The sequence below is a fragment of the Variovorax sp. GW821-FHT09A10 genome, assembly GCF_059418385.1.
This window is the reverse complement of sequence record NZ_JBWKPT010000006.1, coordinates 194,705-212,390: the sequence shown is the minus strand read 5'-3', so window position 1 is coordinate 212,390 and position 17,686 is coordinate 194,705. Positions and strand designations below refer to the sequence as shown.

The window sequence follows — 17,686 nt, the reverse complement described above, 5'->3', positions numbered from 1 at the left end:
CAAGAGAGGGTCAGCGTTTCGCTTCCCGGCTGATGAAGATGGCGAGCAAGACGATGCCGCCCTTGATGATCAATTGCAGGTACGGCGACACGCCGATCATGTTGAGACCGTTGTTGAGCACGGCCAGCAGCAGCGCGCCGACCAGCGTGCCCACGATGGCGCCGCGGCCGCCAGCGATGGACGTGCCGCCCATCACCACCGCCGCGATGGCGTCGAGCTCGAAGCCCACGCCCACGCCGGGCTGGCCGCTGGTGACGCGCGCGGCCTGCACGATGCCTGCGACAGCGGCCGTGAGGCCACTGAGCACATACACCAGCAGCTTGTAGCGCGACACGCGCACGCCCGACAGCCGCGTGGCTTCCTCGTTGCCGCCGATGGCGTATACGTATCGGCCGAAAGGTGCCATGTTGAGCAGCACGTAGGCCACGAGGTAGGTGGTCAGCATGATGAGGATCGGCACCTTCAGGCCCGCGAGCGTGCCGCTGCCCAGGAAGGCGAACGATTCGGGCAGCCCGTCGATCGGGTAGCCGCCGGTGTAGATCAGGGCGATGCCGCGCGCGATGCCCATGGTGGCCAGCGTCACGATGATCGGCGGCATGCGCAGGTAGGCCACGCAGTAGCCGTTGAACAGGCCGATCACCGCGCCCACGCCCAGCCCGAGCGGCACGGCGAGCACGGGCGGCAGGCCGAAGTTCACCATCAGCCCCGAGGCCAGCGTGCCCGACAGCGCCACCACCGCGCCCACCGAGAGGTCGATGCCGCCGGTGAGGATCGCGGCCGTCATGCCCACCGCGATGATCGCGTTGATGGACGACTGCAGTGCGATGTTCTGCAGGTTGCTCACCGAAAGGAAGTTGTCGGTCGCCACGATCATGAAGACCGAGATCGCGACCAGGCCGACCAGCGGCAGGAAGGCTGTCGAGCGGCGCAGCTGCGTGAAGAACCCGCCCGCGGGCACGGGCGGCGTGGGATGGGTGGCGGTGGCAGTCATGAGGGGCTCCCGGAGGAAGAGGGAAGGGAGGGAGAGGACGACGTCGCGTGGCGCATGATTTCGCCCGCGTTGATCGCGTCGCCCGTGAGCGTGGCCACGATGGCACCGCCCGAGAACACGGCGACGCGGTCGCACAGGCCGACGATCTCGGGCAGCTCGCTGGAGATCATCAGGATCGACTTGCCCTGGCGCGTGAGTTCGCGCATCAGCTGGTAGATCTCGGCCTTGGCGCCCACGTCGATGCCGCGCGTGGGCTCGTCGAAGATCAGCACCTCGCAGTCGTGGCCGAGCCAGCGCGCGATCACCACCTTCTGCTGGTTGCCGCCCGACAGCGTGGCCACGCGGGTGTCGATGCCCGGCGCCTTCACGCCCACGCGGCGCGAGAGTTCGTCGGCTGCGCGTTTCTCCGATGCCGTGTCGACCACGCCCGCGCGGCGGTGCCGCCCGAGGTTGTTCAGCGAGATGTTGAAGCGGATCGTGAAGTCGGTGATCAGCCCTTCGACCTTGCGGCTTTCGGGCAGCAGGCCGATGCCGTGCGCGAGCGCCTGCGTCGGGTCGTCCAGGCGCACGCGCTGGCCGTTGCGCAGCACCGTCTTGCGGTGCGCGCGGTCGGCGCCCATCATGCCCAGCGCGAGTTCGGTGCGCCCCGAGCCCACCAGCCCCGCGAAGCCGAGGATCTCGCCCGCGTGCAGGTCGAAGCGGTTGACCGGGCCGTCCTTCACGAGCTGGATCTCGGGCACCTCGAGCACCTTGCGGCCGTTCGGCGCGGGCTGCGGCTTGGGTGGAAAGCTCTGTTCGATGCGCCGGCCCACCATCATCTCGACCAGCGCGTCCACGGTCGTGGCGGCCACCTCGGCATGCCCGGCGTTGGCACCGTCGCGCAGCACGCTGATGCGGTCGCAGACCTCGAAGATTTCATCGAGGTGGTGCGAGATGAAGATCATCGCCACGCCCTTGGCACGCAGCGCGCGCATCACCTTGAACAGGTGCTCCGCTTCGTTGGGCGTGAGCGTGGCGGTGGGTTCGTCGAGCACCAGCAGCCGCGCCTTCAGCGACAGCGCCTTGCCGATCTCGACGAACTGCTGCTGCGCCACCGAGAGCTGGCAGATCGGCACGCCGAGGTCGATCTGCACGCCCAGCTCGTCGAACACCGCGCGGGCCTCGCGCTGCATGGCGGCTGTGTCCATGAGGCCGAAGCGGTTCGTGAGGTAGCGGCCCAGGAAGATGTTCTCCACCGCGTTCAGGTACGGCACCAGGCTGAACTCCTGGAAGATGATGCCGATGCCCGCCGCGATGGCGTCGCCGTAGCCGGCGAAGTGGCACTCGGTGCCGTCGATGACGATGCGGCCCTCGTCGGCCTGGTGGATGCCGCCGAGGATCTTCATCAGCGTCGACTTGCCCGCGCCGTTCTCGCCGAGCAGCGCGTGCACCTCGCCCTGGCGCACCGAGAGGTCGATGTTCGACAGGGCCTTCACGCCCGGGAAGCGCTTGGACACGCCCTCCAGCCGCAGCATCTCCCGGGGTGGTTCGTACGTGAGCGTCACGGGCGGTGCCTGCGGTGGCTTACCAGCTGAAGGTCTTGGCGCCTTCGGCGTCGATGAGCTTCACGTCGACCGGCACGGCCGCGGGCACGTTGGCGCCCCACTTCTTGGCCAGCGCGATGCCGATGGCCAGGCGGATCTGGTCGCGTGGGTACTGCGCGGTGGTGGCGATGAACTTCGAGCCCGCCTTCTGCATCGCCTTGATGGCTTCGGGCGCGCCGTCCACGCTGGTGAGCTTCACGTCCTTGCCGCTGGCCTCGATGGCCGCGAGCGCGCCCATCGAGCCGCCGTCGTTCACGCTGAACACGCCCTTGAGGTTCTTGTTGGCCTGCAGGATGTTCTCGGTCACGGTGAGCGCGGTGGCGCGTTCCTGCTTGCCGTTCTGCGTGCTCACGACCTTGATGCCGGGGTACTTGGCCAGCGCTTCGCGGCAGCCCTTCACGCGCTCCAGGATCGGCACGACCGGGATGCCGTCGAGGATGGCCACGTCACCCTTCTCGCCGATGTTCTTCGCCAGGTACTCGCAGGCCAGGCGGCCGGCGTCGAGGTTCTTGGAGCCCACGAAGGAATCGACCGGACCTTGCGCGTTGGCGTCGACCGCCACCACGATCACGCCGGCCTTCTTGGCCGAGCGCACCGCCGACTGCACGCCGGCCGAGTCGGTCGGGTTCAGCAGCAGGATGTCGATCTTCTTCTGGACCATGTCTTCCACGTCGCCGATCTGCTTGGCCACGTCGTGGCGCGCGTCGGTGGTGACCACGGTGGCGCCGATGCTGGCGGCGGCTTCTTCCAGGGCCTGCTTCATCGTCACGAAGTAGGGGTTGTTCAATTCCTGGAAGGTCATGCCGATGCGCAGCGGCTGCTTGGGCGCCTGTGCCAGTGCGGCGGTGGTGCCGCAGGCGAGAGCGGCGACGAGGGCGGTGGCTTTGAGAAGGCGCTTCATGGGGTTGTCTCCTTGAGGTCGGTGGTGTGACGGTCGGCAAAAAAACGCGGGCAAAGGGTCGCCCCGCGCGGCGCGCAAGGCGCCGCGCCAGGAACGACGCGGGGAACACGGGAGCGGCGCGCTACGGCGGGTTGGCGGCGCGCGATGCAGCGAGCTGCATGCGATGGAAATGGCGGAACTTGGTCGGCGGCATGCGCTTGTGCAGCAGGAACTGCCGGTTGAAGTTCGACACGTTGTTGAAGCCCACGTCCATGCAGACGTCGAGCACGGGCTTGTCGCTGTTGGCGAGCAGTTCGCAGGCGCGGCCGATGCGCAGCCGGTTCACGTAGCGCACGAACGACTGGCCCGTGTGCTTGCGAAACGAGCGCGAGAACGCGCTCGGGCTCTGGCCCACCAGCTCGGCCAGCATCGGCTCGCGCAGCTCGTCGCCCAGGTTGGCGGCGATGTGGGCCAGCACGTTGTTGATCGCGTGCGACATGAAGGCCTTGGGGTCGGGCGTGAACGCGGGGCTGGCCAGCCGCTGGCGGTCGTCGCTGGCCACCAGCAGCTCGAACAGCGACAGCAGCAGCACCACGCGGCGCAGCCCGCGCGCCTCGAGCAGCGCTTCCATGATCGGCTTGGCCGCGGCGGCGGTGGCGGCCGAGAAGAGCAGGCCCGAGGCCGACTCGGCCAGCAGCGGCTCGATGCGGCGGAACTCGGGGAAGGTGGCCGCCATGTTGCGCACCAGCGCGGCCGGGAACTGGATCACGATGCCGCGGCGCTCGACGCTCTGGCCGGCGGGCACGTCGCTGATCCAGTTGTGCGGCAGGTCGGGGCCCATGAACACGAGGTTGCCCGGCTCGAAGTGGCCGACGTGGTCGCCCACGAAGTACACGCCCTGGGTCTCGACGATCAGCTGGATCTCGTACTCGGGATGGAAGTGCCAGCGCACCGTGCGATACGGATAGCCGTGCGCCCAGGCGGTGAACGATTCGTCACCTTGGACTTCGACGATTTCCAGATCGGGTTGCATGGCCGGTGGTCTTTCCTCTGTGGTGGTGGCCCGGGTGGGGTGAGGCGGACTGTACGAATCGCTCCGGACGCCAACAACCAGCGTTGGCGCTCACAACTGATACTTTTTTGAGTCTCGGTCCTGCCCGGTGGCGAAGGGTGCGGCGACGCGCTGCGCTGCAGCAAACCCCTTTCTCCTCGGGGCGTGGCGCTTGCGGGAGTGCAATTGCTGCAGTGCAAAAGAGCCGCGTCGCGCCGTGTCAAGATTTCATAGGTGTTTTCCCGGCCCGACGCGGTACTCCGGGCGGCACGGCACACTCGGAAACCATGACGCAAAGCTCTCTTTCCCCTCTGGCCGCGGGTCCGCTGGCCGGCCTCAAGGTCGTCGAACTCGGGCAACTGATCGCTGGCCCGTTCGCGGCGCGCACGCTGGCGGACTTCGGCGCCGACGTGGTCAAGATCGAGCCGCCCGGCGCGGGCGACCCGCTGCGCACCTGGCGGTTGCTGAAGGACGGCACTTCCGTCTGGTGGCAGGTGCAGTCGCGCAACAAGCGCTCGCTGGCGCTGGACCTGCGCCAGCCAGAGGCGCAGGCCATCGTGCGCCAGCTCGCGGCCGAGGCCGACGTGCTGGTCGAGAACTTCCGTCCCGGCGCGATGGAAGGCTGGGGCCTCGGGCCCGACGCGCTGCTGGCGGCCAACCCCGCGCTCGTGATGCTGCGCATCAGCGGCTACGGCCAGACCGGCCCCTACCGCGACCGCCCCGGCTTCGGCGTGGTGGCCGAGGCCATGGGCGGGCTGCGCCACCTCACGGGCGAGCCGGGCCGCGTGCCGGTGCGCGTGGGCGTGTCGATCGGCGACACGCTGGCCTCGCTGCACGGCGTGATCGGCGTGCTGATGGCCATGCAGCACCGCCACGCCACCGTGAGCGCCGAATTCCCGAAGGGCCGGGGCCAGGTGGTCGACGTCGCGCTGTACGAGGCGGTCTTCAACTGCATGGAAAGCCTGCTGCCCGAGTACGCCGAATTCGGCGCGGTGCGCGAGGCCGCCGGCAGCGCGCTGCCGGGCATTGCGCCCACCAACGCGTATCGCTGCGCGGACGGCGGCTACGCCATCGTCGCGGGCAACGGCGACAGCATCTTCAAGCGGCTCATGGCCTGCATCGGCCGGCCGGACCTCGCGGCCGACCCGGCGCTGGCCGGCAACACCGGGCGCGTGGCGCAGGTCGGGATGCTCGACGCCGCCATCGGCGACTGGGCCGCGCAGCGCACGGTGACCGAGGTGCTGGCCGCGCTCGATGCGGCGCACGTGCCGGCCGGGCGCATCTACACCATCGCCGACATCGCGGCCGACCCGCACTACGCCGCGCGCGGCATGCTGCAGGAGGTGAAGATGCCCGACGGCAGCGCGCTCGCGGTGCCCGGCTTCGTGCCCAAGCTGTCGCTCACGCCGGCCGGCCACCGGCGCAATGCGCCGGCGCTGGGGGCGGACACGCAGGCGGTGCTGGAGGAGATCGGCTTGAGCGCCGAGCAGATCGCCGCGCTGCAGGAACGCGGGATCGTCGGCTGATCGGTCAGCCTCGGAGGGACTCGATCAGGTCGATGTACTTCTGCTTGGCTTCGTCGGCCGTGGCGCCCTTCTGGGCGGTCCACGCGTCCCACTTGGCGCGCGCGACGATGTCGCTGAAGCTGGGCTTCTTGGCGGTGTTGTCGCCTTCGGTCGCCTGCTTGAACAGGGCGTAGATCTTCAGCAGCGTCGGGTTGTCGGGGCGCTCGGCCAGCAGCTTGGAGTTGGCCTGGGCGGCTTCGAATTGGGCGTTGAGGTCGGACATGGCGGTCGGGAAGAAGGTCAGAAACCGCGCATCTTAAATGGATTGGTACCAAGTGGTACCAATCGCGAGCATCCAGGCCCTTCAGTCCGTCAGGCCGGCGCGCGCCAACTCCACATCCAACCGCTCCCGCGCATCCGCCGGTGTCAGCGCCGCCGCCTTCTCGTACAGCCCGTTCGCCTCGCCAAGGCGCGACTCGCCGTGCAGCATCAGCAGCGCACGCGCGTACTCCATCATCCCGGCCGCCGACTGCGGGTGCAGCGTCAACCCGCGCTCGAACAGCTCGATCGAGGTTTCGGCGCGCACGCCGTACGTCATGCGCCCAACCAGTGCGCCGACCTTGTCGATCACCTCGGCGTGGAAGGCGGCAAGCGCGAGGTGTGCGTCGCCGTGCTCCGGCTGCAGTTCGATCACGTGCTCCAGCGCGCCCTTGAGCTTGGTGCCCAGGCCCTGCGCCAGGGCGCGTGCCACGCTGATGCCCTGGCTGTAGCGGCCCAGCGCGTAGGCCTGCCAGTACAGCGCCTGGCAGTTGTCGGGCTCGGCCGCGACCTGTGCGCCGGCGCGCTCGATCACCTGGCGGAACAGCGAAAGCCGCACGGCCTCGCGCGGTTCCAGGTAGTTGGCGTAGATCGCGGTCGCCTGGTTGGCGAGCGCCAGGCCGTCAGGGCCGTGGCGCAGGCCGAGGACGGCGGCGCGTTCGAACTCGCCGCTGTGGTACAGCGCCCAGCCTTCGGCCAGCGGCGCGTCGGCTGAAGGCGGCGGCAGCGCGTGGCCGGCGTGCAGGCGCGGCCAGTGCGTAAGCAGGCTGCGCGCGTCGTAGCGGGGCACGTCGGGGTAGGGAAGGGGCGTCCAGGGTTCGGTGCCGGCGGTGGCCGTGGCCGCGGCAGGGCCGGCGGACAGCAGCGAGAGCGGTTTGAAATCGGAGTGGGGCATGGATGTTCTAGGCCGCCATATCGACCGTCGGTGGCACGTGGCTGGGGTTGCTGGCGGCGTTCTCGCCGTTGTAGGCATTGCTCAGCGCCAGCAGGTGGCGGCGCTGGTCGCGTGCGAGGTAGGGCGCGAGCAGGTGCAGCGTGTGGTGGCCGCCGCGCATCAGCGCGCCCTGCGCGTGCGCGGGCTCCAGCGCCTGGCGCGGGTTGCGCACGTACTCGTAGCTGAGCCAGTAGGTCAGCACCACGACCATGCTCTGGGCCAGCGTGTCGACCTCGTGCGCGTCGATGTCCAGGTGGCCGGCGCGGCTCAGGCCGGCGATCAGCTGGCGGATGGCGCGCGCCTTGTTCTTGAGCACGAGCTGGAACTGGGTCTCCAGGTGCCGGTTCTTGCTCAACAGGTCGTTGAGGTCGCGGTACAGGAAGCGGTAGCGCCAGATCAGCTCGAACAGGCTGTGCATGAAGAACCAGGCGTCCTCCACGTCGTGCACGCCTTCGCTGGCGTGCAGCAGCTCGTTGAGCTCGGCTTCGTAGCCTTCGTAGAGCTTGTTGATCAGCTCTTCCTTGGCGGGGTAGTGGTAGTAGAGATTGCCGGGGCTGATGTTCAGTTCGCCGGCCACCAGCGTGGTCGACACGTTCGGTTCCCCGAAGCGGTTGAACAAATCCAATGCAGCTTCGAGGATGCGTTGCGCAGTGCGGCGTGGCGCCTTCTTTGCCATGTCGGTGCCCCCGTGGTTTCTCTTGGTCTCTGGGGGCACTCTAGCGCATGTGCGCTGCACCATGAACGGTGCGGGGCATGTTTTGCGGCGCTGATTTTTTGTGCAGTGCCGCAATTACAGAACGATGTCAGCCGGCCTTGGTGCGGCGCAGGGTCTTCTTGGCGGCGGGGGCCGGCGCGGCCTTGCGCGAGGCGCGCACGGGCGAGGTCTTGGCATCGCGCTGCTTGAGCTGGGCTTCGAGCGCCTCGATGCGCGCCTGCAGCGCGGCCACGTCGGCGGCCGAGGGCACGCCGAGCTTTTCGAGCGCGCGCGCCACGCGGTCTTCGAAGATGTTCTCGAGCTTGCCCCACTGGCCGGCGGCCTTGGTGCCGAACTCGCTGGCGAAGCCGGCCATGCGCTGCTGGGCCTGGGCCAGGGTTTCCTCGGCGGCCTGCTGGGTCTTCTTCTGCATGCCGGCGCCGTCCTTGACCAGCGCCTCGAAGGCCTTGCTGCCTTCCTGCTGCATCTTGGCGAAGGCGCCGAGGCCGGCCAGCCAGATCTGCTGGGCCGAGTCCTTGATGCGGTCGGTCTTGTCGTTGCTGTCGTCGTCTCGGGAGGTGGCCATGCGATGTGTTCCTTGGGATGCAATCGCACGACTCTAGCCGCCCGGGCGCCCCGTGGTTAGGGCGCGCCGCCTATCCCCGCGCCCGTGATCAGGGCGTGCCGCCAGCGGCGCGGCTGGCGTCCAGGTGCGCCTTGGCGCGCTCGGCCAGCGCCATTTCGCCGGGCGTGCCGGGCACGAAGGCCTCCACCGGCAGCGGCCGGCCGTGCGAGTCGACCGAGACGAACACGATCAGGCATTCGGTGGTCTTTTCCATCACGCCGCCCTTCATGTCGCCGCTGCGCACCTCGACCGAGATGTTCATGCTGGTCTTGCCGGTGTAGGCCAGGCGGGCCTCGACCTCGACCAGGTCGCCGATCATGATCGGCCGGTGAAAGCGGATGCTGCCGATGAAGGCGGTGACGCAGTAGCGCTTGGCCCAGCTGGTGGCGCAGGCGTAGCCGGCCTCGTCGATCCACTTCATGACCGTGCCGCCGTGGACCTTGCCGCCGAAGTTGACGGTGCTGGGTTCGGCCAGGAATCGGAGGGTGATGGAAGACATGGGGCGCCTTTTTTCTGTGGGCTGTGGGTGGGGAGCCGCGATTATGCGAGCGCCCGGGCGCCCTTTGGCGTCTGCCCGGCGCCGTTCAGCTGCCGCTGAACAGCTGCGCCAGCGTGCGGCGCAGCCAGGCGTTGCCCGGGTCGGCATGAAAGCGCTCGTGCCAGTGCTGCTTGACCGCGTAGGCCGGCAGCGTGAAGGGCGGCGCCAGCACCTTCACCGGCTCCTGCGTGGCCAGCACGTTGCCCAGGATGCGCGGCACCACCACGATCAGCTCGGTGTGGGCCACGATGCGCGCCACGCTCAAAAAGCTCGACAGCCGCACCACCACGTTGCGCTTGAGGCTCAGGCGCGCGATGGTGGTGTCGACGATGGCGTGCCCCGTGCCCGAGCTGGACACCACCGCGTGCGCCTCTTCCTCGAAGCGCTTGCGCGTGAGCTTGGCGCCGATGCGCGGATGGTTCTGCGCCGCCAGGCAGACGAAGTTCTGCATGAACAGCACCTGCTGGTAGAAGCCCGCGTCCAGCTGCGGCATGAAGCCCACGGCCAGGTCGACGTCGCCGTCCTGCAGCCGGCGGCCGCTGTGGGTGGAGATGATCTCGGTCTCGATGTGCACGCCCGGCGCCGCATGCCGCAGGTGGTCGAGCAGGCCGGGCAGCAGCACCACCTCGCTGATGTCGGTCATGCAGATGCGAAAGCGCCGCTGCGCGCGCGCCGGCTCGAAGCTGCTGCGGTTGCCCTGCGCCTGGGCCAGCTGCGCCAGCGCCTCGCGCAGGTTCGGGTAGATGCGTTCGGCGTGGGGCGTGGGCTGCATGCCCTGCGCGGTGCGGGTGAACAGGCGGTCGTCGAAGTGCGCGCGCAGCTTGTTCAGCGCCGTGCTGGCCGCCGCCTGCGCCATGCCCAGGCGCTCGGCCGCCTTGGTGACGTTGCCGGTCTTGTAGACCTCGTCGAACACGGCGAGCCATTCGAGATCGAGCTTGGACATGGGGTGAGGTGGGGTGAGGCGGGACGGAGCCCTGAAGGCGAAAGACACCATTATCGAAATTTCGAATTCCGTGTATTGGTACGCGGTCTTGAGGAAATAGTGGTGCGGGTCAACAATGCCGCCAACGGAGACACCGACCCCATGAACCCCGCTTCTTCCCATGCCGCCGGCGCACCGGCCAACGTCGCCGAGCGCCGCGACTACTACGCCCGCATCCGCCCGCTGAACCTCTCGCCGCTGTGGGAGTCGCTGCACGTGCTGGTGCCGCGCGAGCCCAAGAGCCCGTGCGTGCCCGCGCTGTGGCGCTACGACGAGATCCGCCCGCTGCTCATGGAATCGGCCGACCTCATCACCGCCGAAGAGGCCGTGCGCCGCGTGCTCGTGCTCGAGAACCCGGCGCTGCCCGGCAACGCGTCGATCACGCAGTCGATCTACGCCGGCCTGCAGCTCATCATGCCGGGCGAGGTGGCACCGTCGCACCGCCATGTGCAGTCGGCGCTGCGCTTCATCGTGGACGGCAAGGGCGCCTACACCACCGTGGGCGGCGAGCGCACGACGATGCACCCCGGCGATTTCATCATCACGCCCTCGTGGGCCTGGCACGACCACGGCAACGAAGGCATCGAAGGCGTGACCGAGCCGGTGGTCTGGCTCGACGGCCTCGACATTCCCATGCTGCGCTTCTTCGACGCCGGCTTCGCCGAGAACGACGACGCCAAGGTGCAGCACGTGGCGCGCCCCGAAGGCCACAGCCTGGCGCGCTTCGGCCACAACATGGTGCCGGTGCGGCACGACCACACCTCGGCCACCTCGCCGATCTTCAACTACCCCTACCTGCGCAGCCGCGAGGCGCTGGCCCAGTTGCAGAAGCAGGAGGCGCCCGATGCCTGGCTCGGCCACAAGCTGCGCTACATCAACCCGCTGACGGGCGGCTCGCCGATGCCGACCATCTCGACCCAGCTGCAACTGCTGCCCCAGGGCTTCGCGGGCCAGGCGCACCGCGCCACCGACGGCACCGTCTACAGCGTGGTCGAAGGCCACGGCACGGCCGAGATCGCCGGCCAACGCTTCGACTTCGGCCCGCGCGACACCTTCGTCGTGCCCTCGTGGGCGCCGCTGCGCCTGTTGTCGCCGGCCGAAGACACCGTGCTCTTCAGTTTTTCCGACCGCCCCGTGCAGCAGGCCATGGGCATCCTGCGCGAAGCCTTTCTCGAAGGCGCCTGAAAGCGCGGCGACCTTCTTTCCTTCTTTTTTCTTGTTTGTCTGATGTGCCGTCCCACGCGGCAGGAGCTTCCATGTCCTTCGTCTTCACGCCCCCTTCCATCGTCGGCCTGCCCATCGTGGGCTCCGACCAGCAGTTCCCCGTGCGCCGCGTCTACTGCGTGGGCCGCAACTATGCGGCGCATGCGCGCGAGATGGGCTTCGACCCCGACCGCGAACCGCCGTTCTTCTTCTGCAAGCCCAACGACGACGCCTCGGTCGTGCCCGTGGCCGAAGGCACCACCGGTGCCGTGCCGTACCCGCCGCTCACGAGCAACTACCACTACGAAGCCGAACTGGTCGTCGCCATCGGCAAGGGCGGCAAGGACATCCCGGTCGACCAGGCCGCCAGCCACATCCACAGCTACGCCGTGGGCCTGGACATGACGCGCCGCGACCTGCAGATGAAGATGCGCGAAGCCGGCCGCCCCTGGGAGATCGGCAAGGCCTTCGACTTCTCGGCCCCCATCGCGCCGCTGCGCACGCTGGCCGACGTGGGCGAGATCAACGCCGGCGCCATCACGCTCGAGGTCGACGGCCAGGTGCGCCAGAACAGCGACATCACGCACCTGATCTGGTCGGTGAACGAAGTCATCGCCAACCTCTCGACGCTGTTCGCGCTGCAGCCCGGCGACCTGATCTTCACCGGCACGCCCGAAGGCGTGGGCGCGGTGAAGCCGGGCCAGACGATCAAGGTCAGCATCGAGCGCCTGCCGTCCCTCACCGTGCGCATCGACTGAGTTCCCCGGCCCGCGCATGACCCTCTCGAAGCATCCTCCCTCCGTGCTGCTCGTCGGCGGCGGCATCGGCGGCATGGCCGCCGCGCTCGCGCTCGCGCGCCTGGGCGTGGCCATCGACCTGCTCGAACAGAGCGCCGTCATCGGCGAGATCGGCGCCGGCCTGCAGCTCGGCCCGAACGCCTTCGCGGCGCTCGACGCACTCGGCGTGGGCGAGGCCGTGCGCCGCAGCGCGGTGTTCACCGACCGGCTCGTGATGATGGACGCGGTCGATTGCAGCGAAGTGGCCTCGGTGCCCGTCGGCGAGGCCTTCCGCGCGCGCTTCGGCAATCCGTATGCCGTGAGCCACCGCGCCGACCTGCACGGCGCGATCCACGAGGCCGTGAAGCAGCATCCGCTGATCCGCTTCCACACCTCGGCGCAGGTCGAGGCGATCGACACCGGCGCGCACGGCGTCACGGCTATCACGCGCGACGGCCGCCGTTTCCAGGCTGACGCCATCGTCGGCTGCGACGGCGTGAAGTCGGTGGTGCGCGCCAAGCTGATCGGCGACGCGCCGCGCGTGTCGGGCCACGTGGTCTACCGCGCCGTGGTGCCCGCGGCCGACATGCCCGCCGACCTGCAATGGAACGCGCCCGTGGTCTGGGCCGGCCCCAACTGCCACCTCGTGCACTACCCGCTGCGTCACGGCGAGCAATACAACCTGGTCGTCACCTTCCACAGCCGTGAAGAAGAAGAGTGGGGCGTCACCGACGGCAGCAAAGAAGAGGTGCTGTCGTACTTCGAGGGCGTGCATGCGCGCCCGCGCCAGCTGCTCGACCGCCCGACCTCGTGGCGCCGCTGGAGCACTGCCGACCGCGACCCCGTCGAGCGCTGGAGCGACGGCCCGGCCACGCTGCTGGGCGACGCGGCGCATCCCATGATGCAGTACCTTGCGCAGGGCGCCTGCATGGCGCTCGAAGACGCCGTGACGCTCGGCGAGGCCGTGAAGGCCTGCGACTTCGACATGGCCGCCGCTTTCCAGCGCTACGAACAGGCCCGCATCGCACGCTGCGCGCGCGTCGTGCTGTCGGTGCGCGAGATGGGGCGCCTGTACCACGCCCAGGGCGTGGAGCGCCTGGTGCGCAACAGCCTGTGGACCGGGCGCACGCCTGAACGCTTCTACGATGCGGTCGAATGGCTCTATGCCTGGCGGCCCGAGCACTGCCTGGGCGAGGCGCCCGCGCCGCGCTGACACGGTTTTTTCACCCGATCCCTACCAACGAGGCCGAAGGCCCAGGAGACACCTCATGAACTTTCCGCGCGCATTGCTGACGACCGCCGTCCTGGCCCTGACCGCCGCTTCCGGCGCCTGGGCGCAGGGCAGCGACTACCCGAGCAAGCCGGTGACGCTGATCACCCCGTTCGCGGCCGGCAGCGGCCCCGACGCGGTGCTGCGGCTCGTGTCCGACAAGCTCTCGCGGCTGTGGAATCAGCGCGTGCTGGTCGACAACCGGCCCGGTGGCGGCGGCTTCATCGCCATCGACCAGGCGCGCCGCGCCGCGCCCGACGGCTACACGCTGCTGCAGCTGGACAGCGAGCACATCGCCGCGCTCCCGCACCTGTACAAGTCGCGCAACTTCGTGACCTTGCAGCACTTCGACCCCGTCGCCTCGCTGTTCCGCACGCCCTTCTTCGTGGCGGTGGCCACCGAGTCGAAGTGGAAGACCATGGGCGACCTGATCGCCGCCGCCAAGGCCAACCCCGAAGGCATCGTCTACGGCTCGTGGGGCGTCGGCAGCCCGGGCCACCTGGGCGCGCAGCAGCTCGAGGCGCTCACGGGCATCCGCATGCGGCACGCGCCGTACCGCGAGGTGTCGCAGCTGTATTCCAACGTGGGCACCGGCGAGGTGCCGTGGGCCTTCGCGAGCATCCCGTCGAGCCAGGGCATCTACAAGGCCGGCAAGCTGCGCTACATCGCCGTGGCCGCGCCCAAGCGCATCCCGCAGATGCCCGACGTGCCCACCATGGCCGAGGCCGGCGGCCCGGCTTCGCTGGAGGTCAACTCCTTCGTGTCGCTGCTGGCACCCAAGGGCGTGTCGGCGGCCGTGAAGGCCAAGATCAACGCCGACGTGGCCAAGGTCATCGCCGACCCCGACATCCGCGCCCGCTTCGACACCTTCGCCTTCGAGCCGCTGGCCTGGTCGCCCGAGGAAATCGAGCGCAACGCCGAGGCCAAGTCGAAGGTGTATGGGGAGCTGGTGCGCCGGGGCAACATCAGCCTCGACTGACGAGGGTGCGCCTTGCCCAGGGCTCGGCGCGCCAGTTAAGCTGGCTCTCTTTGCATTTTTGTTTACCTTTTAACTGTCTTTTTCCATGCAAGCCACCAAGAGAGCCCTCCTGATCGCCTGCGGCCTGGCCGCCACCGCGGCGCTGCCGCTGTCCGCCAGCGCCGACACCCCCGCGTGGCCGACCAAGCCGATCCGCCTGCTGGTGGGTTTCCCGGGCGGCTCCACGCCCGACATCGCGGCGCGCACCATCGCCGAGCCGCTGTCCCGCGCGCTGGGCCAGCCGGTCGTGGTGGACAACAAGGCCGGCGCCTCGGGCAACATCGCGGCCGACCAGGTGGCCAAGGCCACCGACGACCACACGCTGGGCATCGTCATCAACGGCAACCTCACGTCGTCGAAGATGCTGTACCCCAAGCTGCCGTACGACCCGGCGAAAGACTTCACGTACCTGTCGCTGATCGCCACCGCGCCGCTGGTGCTCGTGGCGCAGAACAGCCTGCCCTCGGGCACCGCCTTCTTCGACGCCGCGCGCCAGGCCGGCGACAAGTGGAACTACGGCTCGGTGGGCGTGGGCTCGGTCGGCCACCTGGGCATGGAGCTGCTCAAGAGCCGCGTGAACGGCTTCAAGCCCGAGCACGTGCCCTACCAGGGCAACCCGCAAGTCGTCACCGGCATGCTGGGCGACCAGGTGCAGATGGGCCTGATCCCGCCGGGCGTGGCCATGCCGCAGATCCGCGCCGGCAAGCTCAAGGCCGTGGGCCTCACGGGCGGGCGCAGCGCGCTGGTGCCCGAGATCGCCCCGCTGGCCGACGCCGGCGTGAAAGACTTCAACCTCGAGGTGTGGGTGGCGCTGCTCGGCCCGGCCAGCCTGTCGAAGCCCGCGCAGGCGCGCATCAGCCGCGAGATCGAGATCGTCATGAAAGACCCCGACGTGCGCCGCAAGCTCTTCGAGCAAGGCTGGCAGGCCGTGGGCACCTCGCCCGACGGCATGCGCACGCGCGTGAAGGAAGAGGCGGCGATCATGAGCAAGATCATTTCCACGCGCGGGATCAAACTGCAGTGATGACGGCGACGACGCAGCAACCACACACCCTGACCGAACCGGCGCGCGCGCTGCCGGTGTTCGGCGACTTCGACGTGGTCGTGGTCGGGGGCGGCCCCGCCGGCATTGCCGCCGCCGTGAGCGCCGCGCGCCACGGCGCGCGCACGCTGCTGGTGGAGCGCTACGGTTTTCTCGGCGGCATGGGCACCGCGGGCGGCGTGACCAACTTCGCGGGCCTGTACGGCAAGCGCCGCGGCGAGATGACGCAGCTGGTGCGCGGCGTGGTCGACGACCTCATCGAGCGCATCGCCGGCTTCAACGGCATGAACGCGCCGCAGAACGGCATGGGCGGGCGCATCTGCGTGCGCTCGTACGACACCTCGGCCTACAAGCTGGCCGCCGACCAGCTGCTCGAAGCGGCCGGCGTGCAGATGCTGTTCCACGCGTATGCCGCGGCCGTGCTGCACGACGGCGCACGCATTGCTGCGCTGGTGGTCGAAACGAAATCGGGCCGCCAGGCAATCCGCGCCAATGCCTTCATCGACGCCAGCGGCGACGCCGACGTGGCGGCCTTCGCGGGCGTGCCCTTCGAAGTGGGCGACGGCCACGGCAGCGGGCTGTTCCCGACCACCATGTTCCGCATCGGCCAGGTCGACGCGCCGGCCGCGCTGGAAGCGGTGGGCGAGTTCTCAGCCATCAACGGCTTCATGGCGCGCGCCGAGCAGCAGCACCCGGGCAAGTACAGCTTTCCGCGCGAAGGCGCGATCCTGCGGCCCAACAAGGACCCGCGCGAGTGGCGCGCCAACGTCACGCAGATCCGCAACGCCGAAGGCCGTGCGATGAACGGCGTCGATGCGCGCGAACTCAGCGACGGCGAGCTCGAAGGCCGGCGCCAGATCGCGGCGTACTTCAAGTTCCTGCAGGCCGAGGTGCCGGGCTTCGCGCCGTCGGCCATCGTGGAGATCGCGCCGCAGGTCGGCATCCGCGAGACGCGGCGCATCCAGGGCCTGTATGCGCTGGGCCGCGAGGACATCCTCGGCTCGGCCACCTTCGACGACACCATCGGCCTGAATGCCTGGCCGATGGAAATGCACGCCGACGGCCGCATCGAGTGGGCCTTCCCGCGCGACGAAGCCAACGCCTACAACCACCTGCCGTGGCGCATGCTGGTGCCGCAGACGCTCGACAACCTGCTGGTGGCCGGGCGCTGCGCCTCGATGACGCACGAGGGCCAGTCGGCCGCGCGCGCCAGCGGCGGCTGCTTCGTCATGGGGCAGGCGGCGGGCACCGCGGCGGCCTCGCTGGGCAGCGGGCGCTTCGCGGCGATCGACGTGGCGGCGCTGCAGAAAAAGCTGGCGGCCGACGGCGTCGACCTGGACCCTTGAGAAGGTGTGAACGAATCCGCCATGCCCGCTCATCCCGCCCAGACACGCCCCCTCTGCGTTGCAAATGCTCGCCATAGCCCGGCTATGGCTGCGCTTTGCGCCTTGAGGGGGCGCGCCTGGGCAGGCTGCTCGGCCACGCCGGATTCATTCACACCTTCTGAGCGCGGCGCGGCGCTAGAGTCCGGGGCTGGATGAACTCGAACCCCGGACACACCGTGCCTCTCTTTTCTTCGCTGTCGACCCCCGCGCGTCGCTTCTTCCTGGCGCTGGCCTGCGCCGCCGTCGGCCTGCTGCAGGTGGGCTGCGCCAGCACCCCCGAGGGCGACCCCGTCCACGGCAAGGACCGCGTGCTGAGCTTCGTGGCGGCCAAGGACGGCCGCAAGGTCGCCATCGTCGGCGAGAACTACCACTACGTGTTCGACGGCGACCCGTCCGTGGCCGCGCTGCTGCGCTGGGAAGGCCGCACCAAGGTCACGCCCGCGCTCATCGGCGAACTGAAGGTGGCGCGCAACCAGAGCTTCGAAGGCCAGTACGTGCTGCTAGCCCTGGACGCCGACCTCACGCCCGAGGACCGCAGCTTTCTCATCCAGACCGGCTTCGCGAAGGCCGATGTGAAGTACGGCGACCGCACCGGGCCGATGCTGCGCTACTTCGGCACGGTCTACGGCACGCGCTACGCGGCGGTGGCGCTGAAGTCGGCCGACAAGATCGACTTTTCCCGCCGCCAGTACCTTCCGTACGTCGAGCAGGAAACGCTGAGCGGCCCGTTCACCAAGGCGGCGCCCTCGCCGCTGGCGTATGCCGCCGACGGTTCGACGCTGCTGGGCGGTGTGCCGGTGCGCGTCGTGGACGGCGGCACCGACTACGGCTGCAGCCTGCGCCTGATGCTGGACATCTGCTTCTTCAAGTAGGCCCGCCGGGGGCCGCTGA

18 protein-coding genes are annotated in these 17,686 nt (G+C 69.2%); 8 read left to right on the top strand and 10 right to left on the bottom strand.

Translation table 11 applies throughout. The features are described from left to right. Positions 1–10: 10 nt before the first annotated feature. The 4 genes from AC07Q9_RS22675 to AC07Q9_RS22660 all read right to left on the bottom strand — a co-directional run bounded on the left by AC07Q9_RS22675 (position 11) and on the right by AC07Q9_RS22660 (position 4,487). On the bottom strand, positions 11–991 hold the full coding sequence (locus AC07Q9_RS22675; protein WP_495311870.1) for an ABC transporter permease: 981 nt from the start codon (positions 989–991) through the stop codon (positions 11–13). Beyond that, positions 988–2,505, bottom strand: coding sequence for a sugar ABC transporter ATP-binding protein (locus AC07Q9_RS22670; protein WP_495311939.1), 1,518 nt, complete (start codon positions 2,503–2,505; stop codon positions 988–990). Before AC07Q9_RS22670 ends, AC07Q9_RS22675 begins: the two co-directional genes overlap by 4 nt. A gap of 49 nt (positions 2,506–2,554) precedes the next feature. Continuing rightward, the gene (locus AC07Q9_RS22665; protein ID WP_489060149.1) at positions 2,555–3,475 is read right to left on the bottom strand and encodes an ABC transporter substrate-binding protein; all 921 of its coding nucleotides are present in this window, start codon (positions 3,473–3,475) and stop codon (positions 2,555–2,557) included. A 121-nt stretch (positions 3,476–3,596) separates the two neighbouring features. After that, the gene (locus AC07Q9_RS22660; RefSeq protein WP_495311869.1) at positions 3,597–4,487 is read right to left on the bottom strand and encodes a helix-turn-helix domain-containing protein; all 891 of its coding nucleotides are present in this window, start codon (positions 4,485–4,487) and stop codon (positions 3,597–3,599) included. 305 nt (positions 4,488–4,792) lie between these two features. On the opposite strand from AC07Q9_RS22660, the gene AC07Q9_RS22655 reads away from it, so the two are divergent. Beyond that, the gene (locus AC07Q9_RS22655) at positions 4,793–6,031 is read left to right on the top strand and encodes a CaiB/BaiF CoA transferase family protein (RefSeq protein ID WP_495311868.1); all 1,239 of its coding nucleotides are present in this window, start codon (positions 4,793–4,795) and stop codon (positions 6,029–6,031) included. Between the two features lie 4 nt (positions 6,032–6,035). Here the strand turns inward: AC07Q9_RS22655 and AC07Q9_RS22650 are convergent, their stop codons facing one another. The 6 genes from AC07Q9_RS22650 to AC07Q9_RS22625 form a co-directional block, all read right to left on the bottom strand. Beyond that, complete coding sequence (locus tag AC07Q9_RS22650) at positions 6,036–6,293, bottom strand: acyl-CoA-binding protein (protein WP_062476104.1); 258 nt, start codon at positions 6,291–6,293, stop codon at positions 6,036–6,038. An 81-nt stretch (positions 6,294–6,374) separates the two neighbouring features. After that, positions 6,375–7,223, bottom strand: a complete 849-nt coding sequence (locus tag AC07Q9_RS22645; protein WP_495311867.1) for a hypothetical protein — start codon at positions 7,221–7,223, stop codon at positions 6,375–6,377. A gap of 7 nt (positions 7,224–7,230) precedes the next feature. Continuing rightward, the gene (locus AC07Q9_RS22640) at positions 7,231–7,938 is read right to left on the bottom strand and encodes a TetR/AcrR family transcriptional regulator (RefSeq protein ID WP_492682549.1); all 708 of its coding nucleotides are present in this window, start codon (positions 7,936–7,938) and stop codon (positions 7,231–7,233) included. Between the two features lie 127 nt (positions 7,939–8,065). Continuing rightward, on the bottom strand, positions 8,066–8,542 hold the full coding sequence (locus AC07Q9_RS22635) for a phasin family protein (RefSeq protein ID WP_495311866.1): 477 nt from the start codon (positions 8,540–8,542) through the stop codon (positions 8,066–8,068). Between the two features lie 88 nt (positions 8,543–8,630). Beyond that, positions 8,631–9,080: an acyl-CoA thioesterase gene (locus AC07Q9_RS22630; RefSeq protein ID WP_062476095.1), complete on the bottom strand. Its 450-nt coding sequence runs from the start codon at positions 9,078–9,080 to the stop codon at positions 8,631–8,633. Between the two features lie 85 nt (positions 9,081–9,165). Further along, positions 9,166–10,062, bottom strand: coding sequence for a LysR family transcriptional regulator (locus AC07Q9_RS22625; RefSeq protein ID WP_495311865.1), 897 nt, complete (start codon positions 10,060–10,062; stop codon positions 9,166–9,168). 141 nt (positions 10,063–10,203) lie between these two features. Here AC07Q9_RS22625 and gtdA point away from each other — a divergent pair, with 141 nt between their 5' ends. The 7 genes from gtdA to AC07Q9_RS22590 all read left to right on the top strand — a co-directional run bounded on the left by gtdA (position 10,204) and on the right by AC07Q9_RS22590 (position 17,667). Next, complete coding sequence (gene gtdA / locus AC07Q9_RS22620; protein WP_495311864.1) at positions 10,204–11,286, top strand: gentisate 1,2-dioxygenase; 1,083 nt, start codon at positions 10,204–10,206, stop codon at positions 11,284–11,286. A gap of 71 nt (positions 11,287–11,357) precedes the next feature. Continuing rightward, positions 11,358–12,062, top strand: a complete 705-nt coding sequence (locus AC07Q9_RS22615) for a fumarylacetoacetate hydrolase family protein (protein WP_495311863.1) — start codon at positions 11,358–11,360, stop codon at positions 12,060–12,062. Between the two features lie 16 nt (positions 12,063–12,078). Further along, positions 12,079–13,293: a 3-hydroxybenzoate 6-monooxygenase gene (locus AC07Q9_RS22610; protein ID WP_495311862.1), complete on the top strand. Its 1,215-nt coding sequence runs from the start codon at positions 12,079–12,081 to the stop codon at positions 13,291–13,293. A gap of 55 nt (positions 13,294–13,348) precedes the next feature. Continuing rightward, entirely contained in the window at positions 13,349–14,329 is a 981-nt protein-coding gene (locus tag AC07Q9_RS22605) for a Bug family tripartite tricarboxylate transporter substrate binding protein (protein WP_495311861.1), read from the top strand. 85 nt (positions 14,330–14,414) lie between these two features. Further along, positions 14,415–15,392 carry a Bug family tripartite tricarboxylate transporter substrate binding protein gene (locus tag AC07Q9_RS22600; RefSeq protein ID WP_095950706.1) on the top strand — a complete coding sequence of 326 codons (978 nt, stop codon included), beginning with the start codon at positions 14,415–14,417 and terminating at the stop codon, positions 15,390–15,392. Next, entirely contained in the window at positions 15,392–16,756 is a 1,365-nt protein-coding gene (locus AC07Q9_RS22595; RefSeq protein WP_495311860.1) for an FAD-dependent oxidoreductase, read from the top strand. Before AC07Q9_RS22600 ends, AC07Q9_RS22595 begins: the two co-directional genes overlap by 1 nt. Positions 16,757–16,971: 215 nt before the next feature. Then, positions 16,972–17,667 carry a hypothetical protein gene (locus AC07Q9_RS22590; protein WP_495311859.1) on the top strand — a complete coding sequence of 232 codons (696 nt, stop codon included), beginning with the start codon at positions 16,972–16,974 and terminating at the stop codon, positions 17,665–17,667. The last annotated feature ends 19 nt before the right edge of the window (positions 17,668–17,686 follow it).

Bases quoted from the DNA above. Each gene is read 5' to 3' on its own strand.
- AC07Q9_RS22640 (WP_492682549.1), bottom strand. From the start codon at position 7,938: ATGGCAAAGAAGGCGCCACGCCGCACTGCGCAACGCATCCTCGAAGCT.
- AC07Q9_RS22665 (WP_489060149.1), bottom strand. From the start codon at position 3,475: ATGAAGCGCCTTCTCAAAGCCACCGCCCTCGTCGCCGCTCTCGCCTGC.
- AC07Q9_RS22595 (WP_495311860.1), top strand. From the start codon at position 15,392: ATGACGGCGACGACGCAGCAACCACACACCCTGACCGAACCGGCGCGC.
- AC07Q9_RS22635 (WP_495311866.1), bottom strand. From the start codon at position 8,542: ATGGCCACCTCCCGAGACGACGACAGCAACGACAAGACCGACCGCATC.
- AC07Q9_RS22670 (WP_495311939.1), bottom strand. From the start codon at position 2,505: ATGCTGCGGCTGGAGGGCGTGTCCAAGCGCTTCCCGGGCGTGAAGGCC.
- AC07Q9_RS22660 (WP_495311869.1), bottom strand. From the start codon at position 4,487: ATGCAACCCGATCTGGAAATCGTCGAAGTCCAAGGTGACGAATCGTTC.
- AC07Q9_RS22605 (WP_495311861.1), top strand. From the start codon at position 13,349: ATGAACTTTCCGCGCGCATTGCTGACGACCGCCGTCCTGGCCCTGACC.
- AC07Q9_RS22650 (WP_062476104.1), bottom strand. From the start codon at position 6,293: ATGTCCGACCTCAACGCCCAATTCGAAGCCGCCCAGGCCAACTCCAAG.
- AC07Q9_RS22630 (WP_062476095.1), bottom strand. From the start codon at position 9,080: ATGTCTTCCATCACCCTCCGATTCCTGGCCGAACCCAGCACCGTCAAC.
- AC07Q9_RS22625 (WP_495311865.1), bottom strand. From the start codon at position 10,062: ATGTCCAAGCTCGATCTCGAATGGCTCGCCGTGTTCGACGAGGTCTAC.
- gtdA (WP_495311864.1), top strand. From the start codon at position 10,204: ATGAACCCCGCTTCTTCCCATGCCGCCGGCGCACCGGCCAACGTCGCC.
- AC07Q9_RS22615 (WP_495311863.1), top strand. From the start codon at position 11,358: ATGTCCTTCGTCTTCACGCCCCCTTCCATCGTCGGCCTGCCCATCGTG.
- AC07Q9_RS22600 (WP_095950706.1), top strand. From the start codon at position 14,415: ATGCAAGCCACCAAGAGAGCCCTCCTGATCGCCTGCGGCCTGGCCGCC.
- AC07Q9_RS22675 (WP_495311870.1), bottom strand. From the start codon at position 991: ATGACTGCCACCGCCACCCATCCCACGCCGCCCGTGCCCGCGGGCGGG.
- AC07Q9_RS22655 (WP_495311868.1), top strand. From the start codon at position 4,793: ATGACGCAAAGCTCTCTTTCCCCTCTGGCCGCGGGTCCGCTGGCCGGC.
- AC07Q9_RS22645 (WP_495311867.1), bottom strand. From the start codon at position 7,223: ATGCCCCACTCCGATTTCAAACCGCTCTCGCTGCTGTCCGCCGGCCCT.
- AC07Q9_RS22610 (WP_495311862.1), top strand. From the start codon at position 12,079: ATGACCCTCTCGAAGCATCCTCCCTCCGTGCTGCTCGTCGGCGGCGGC.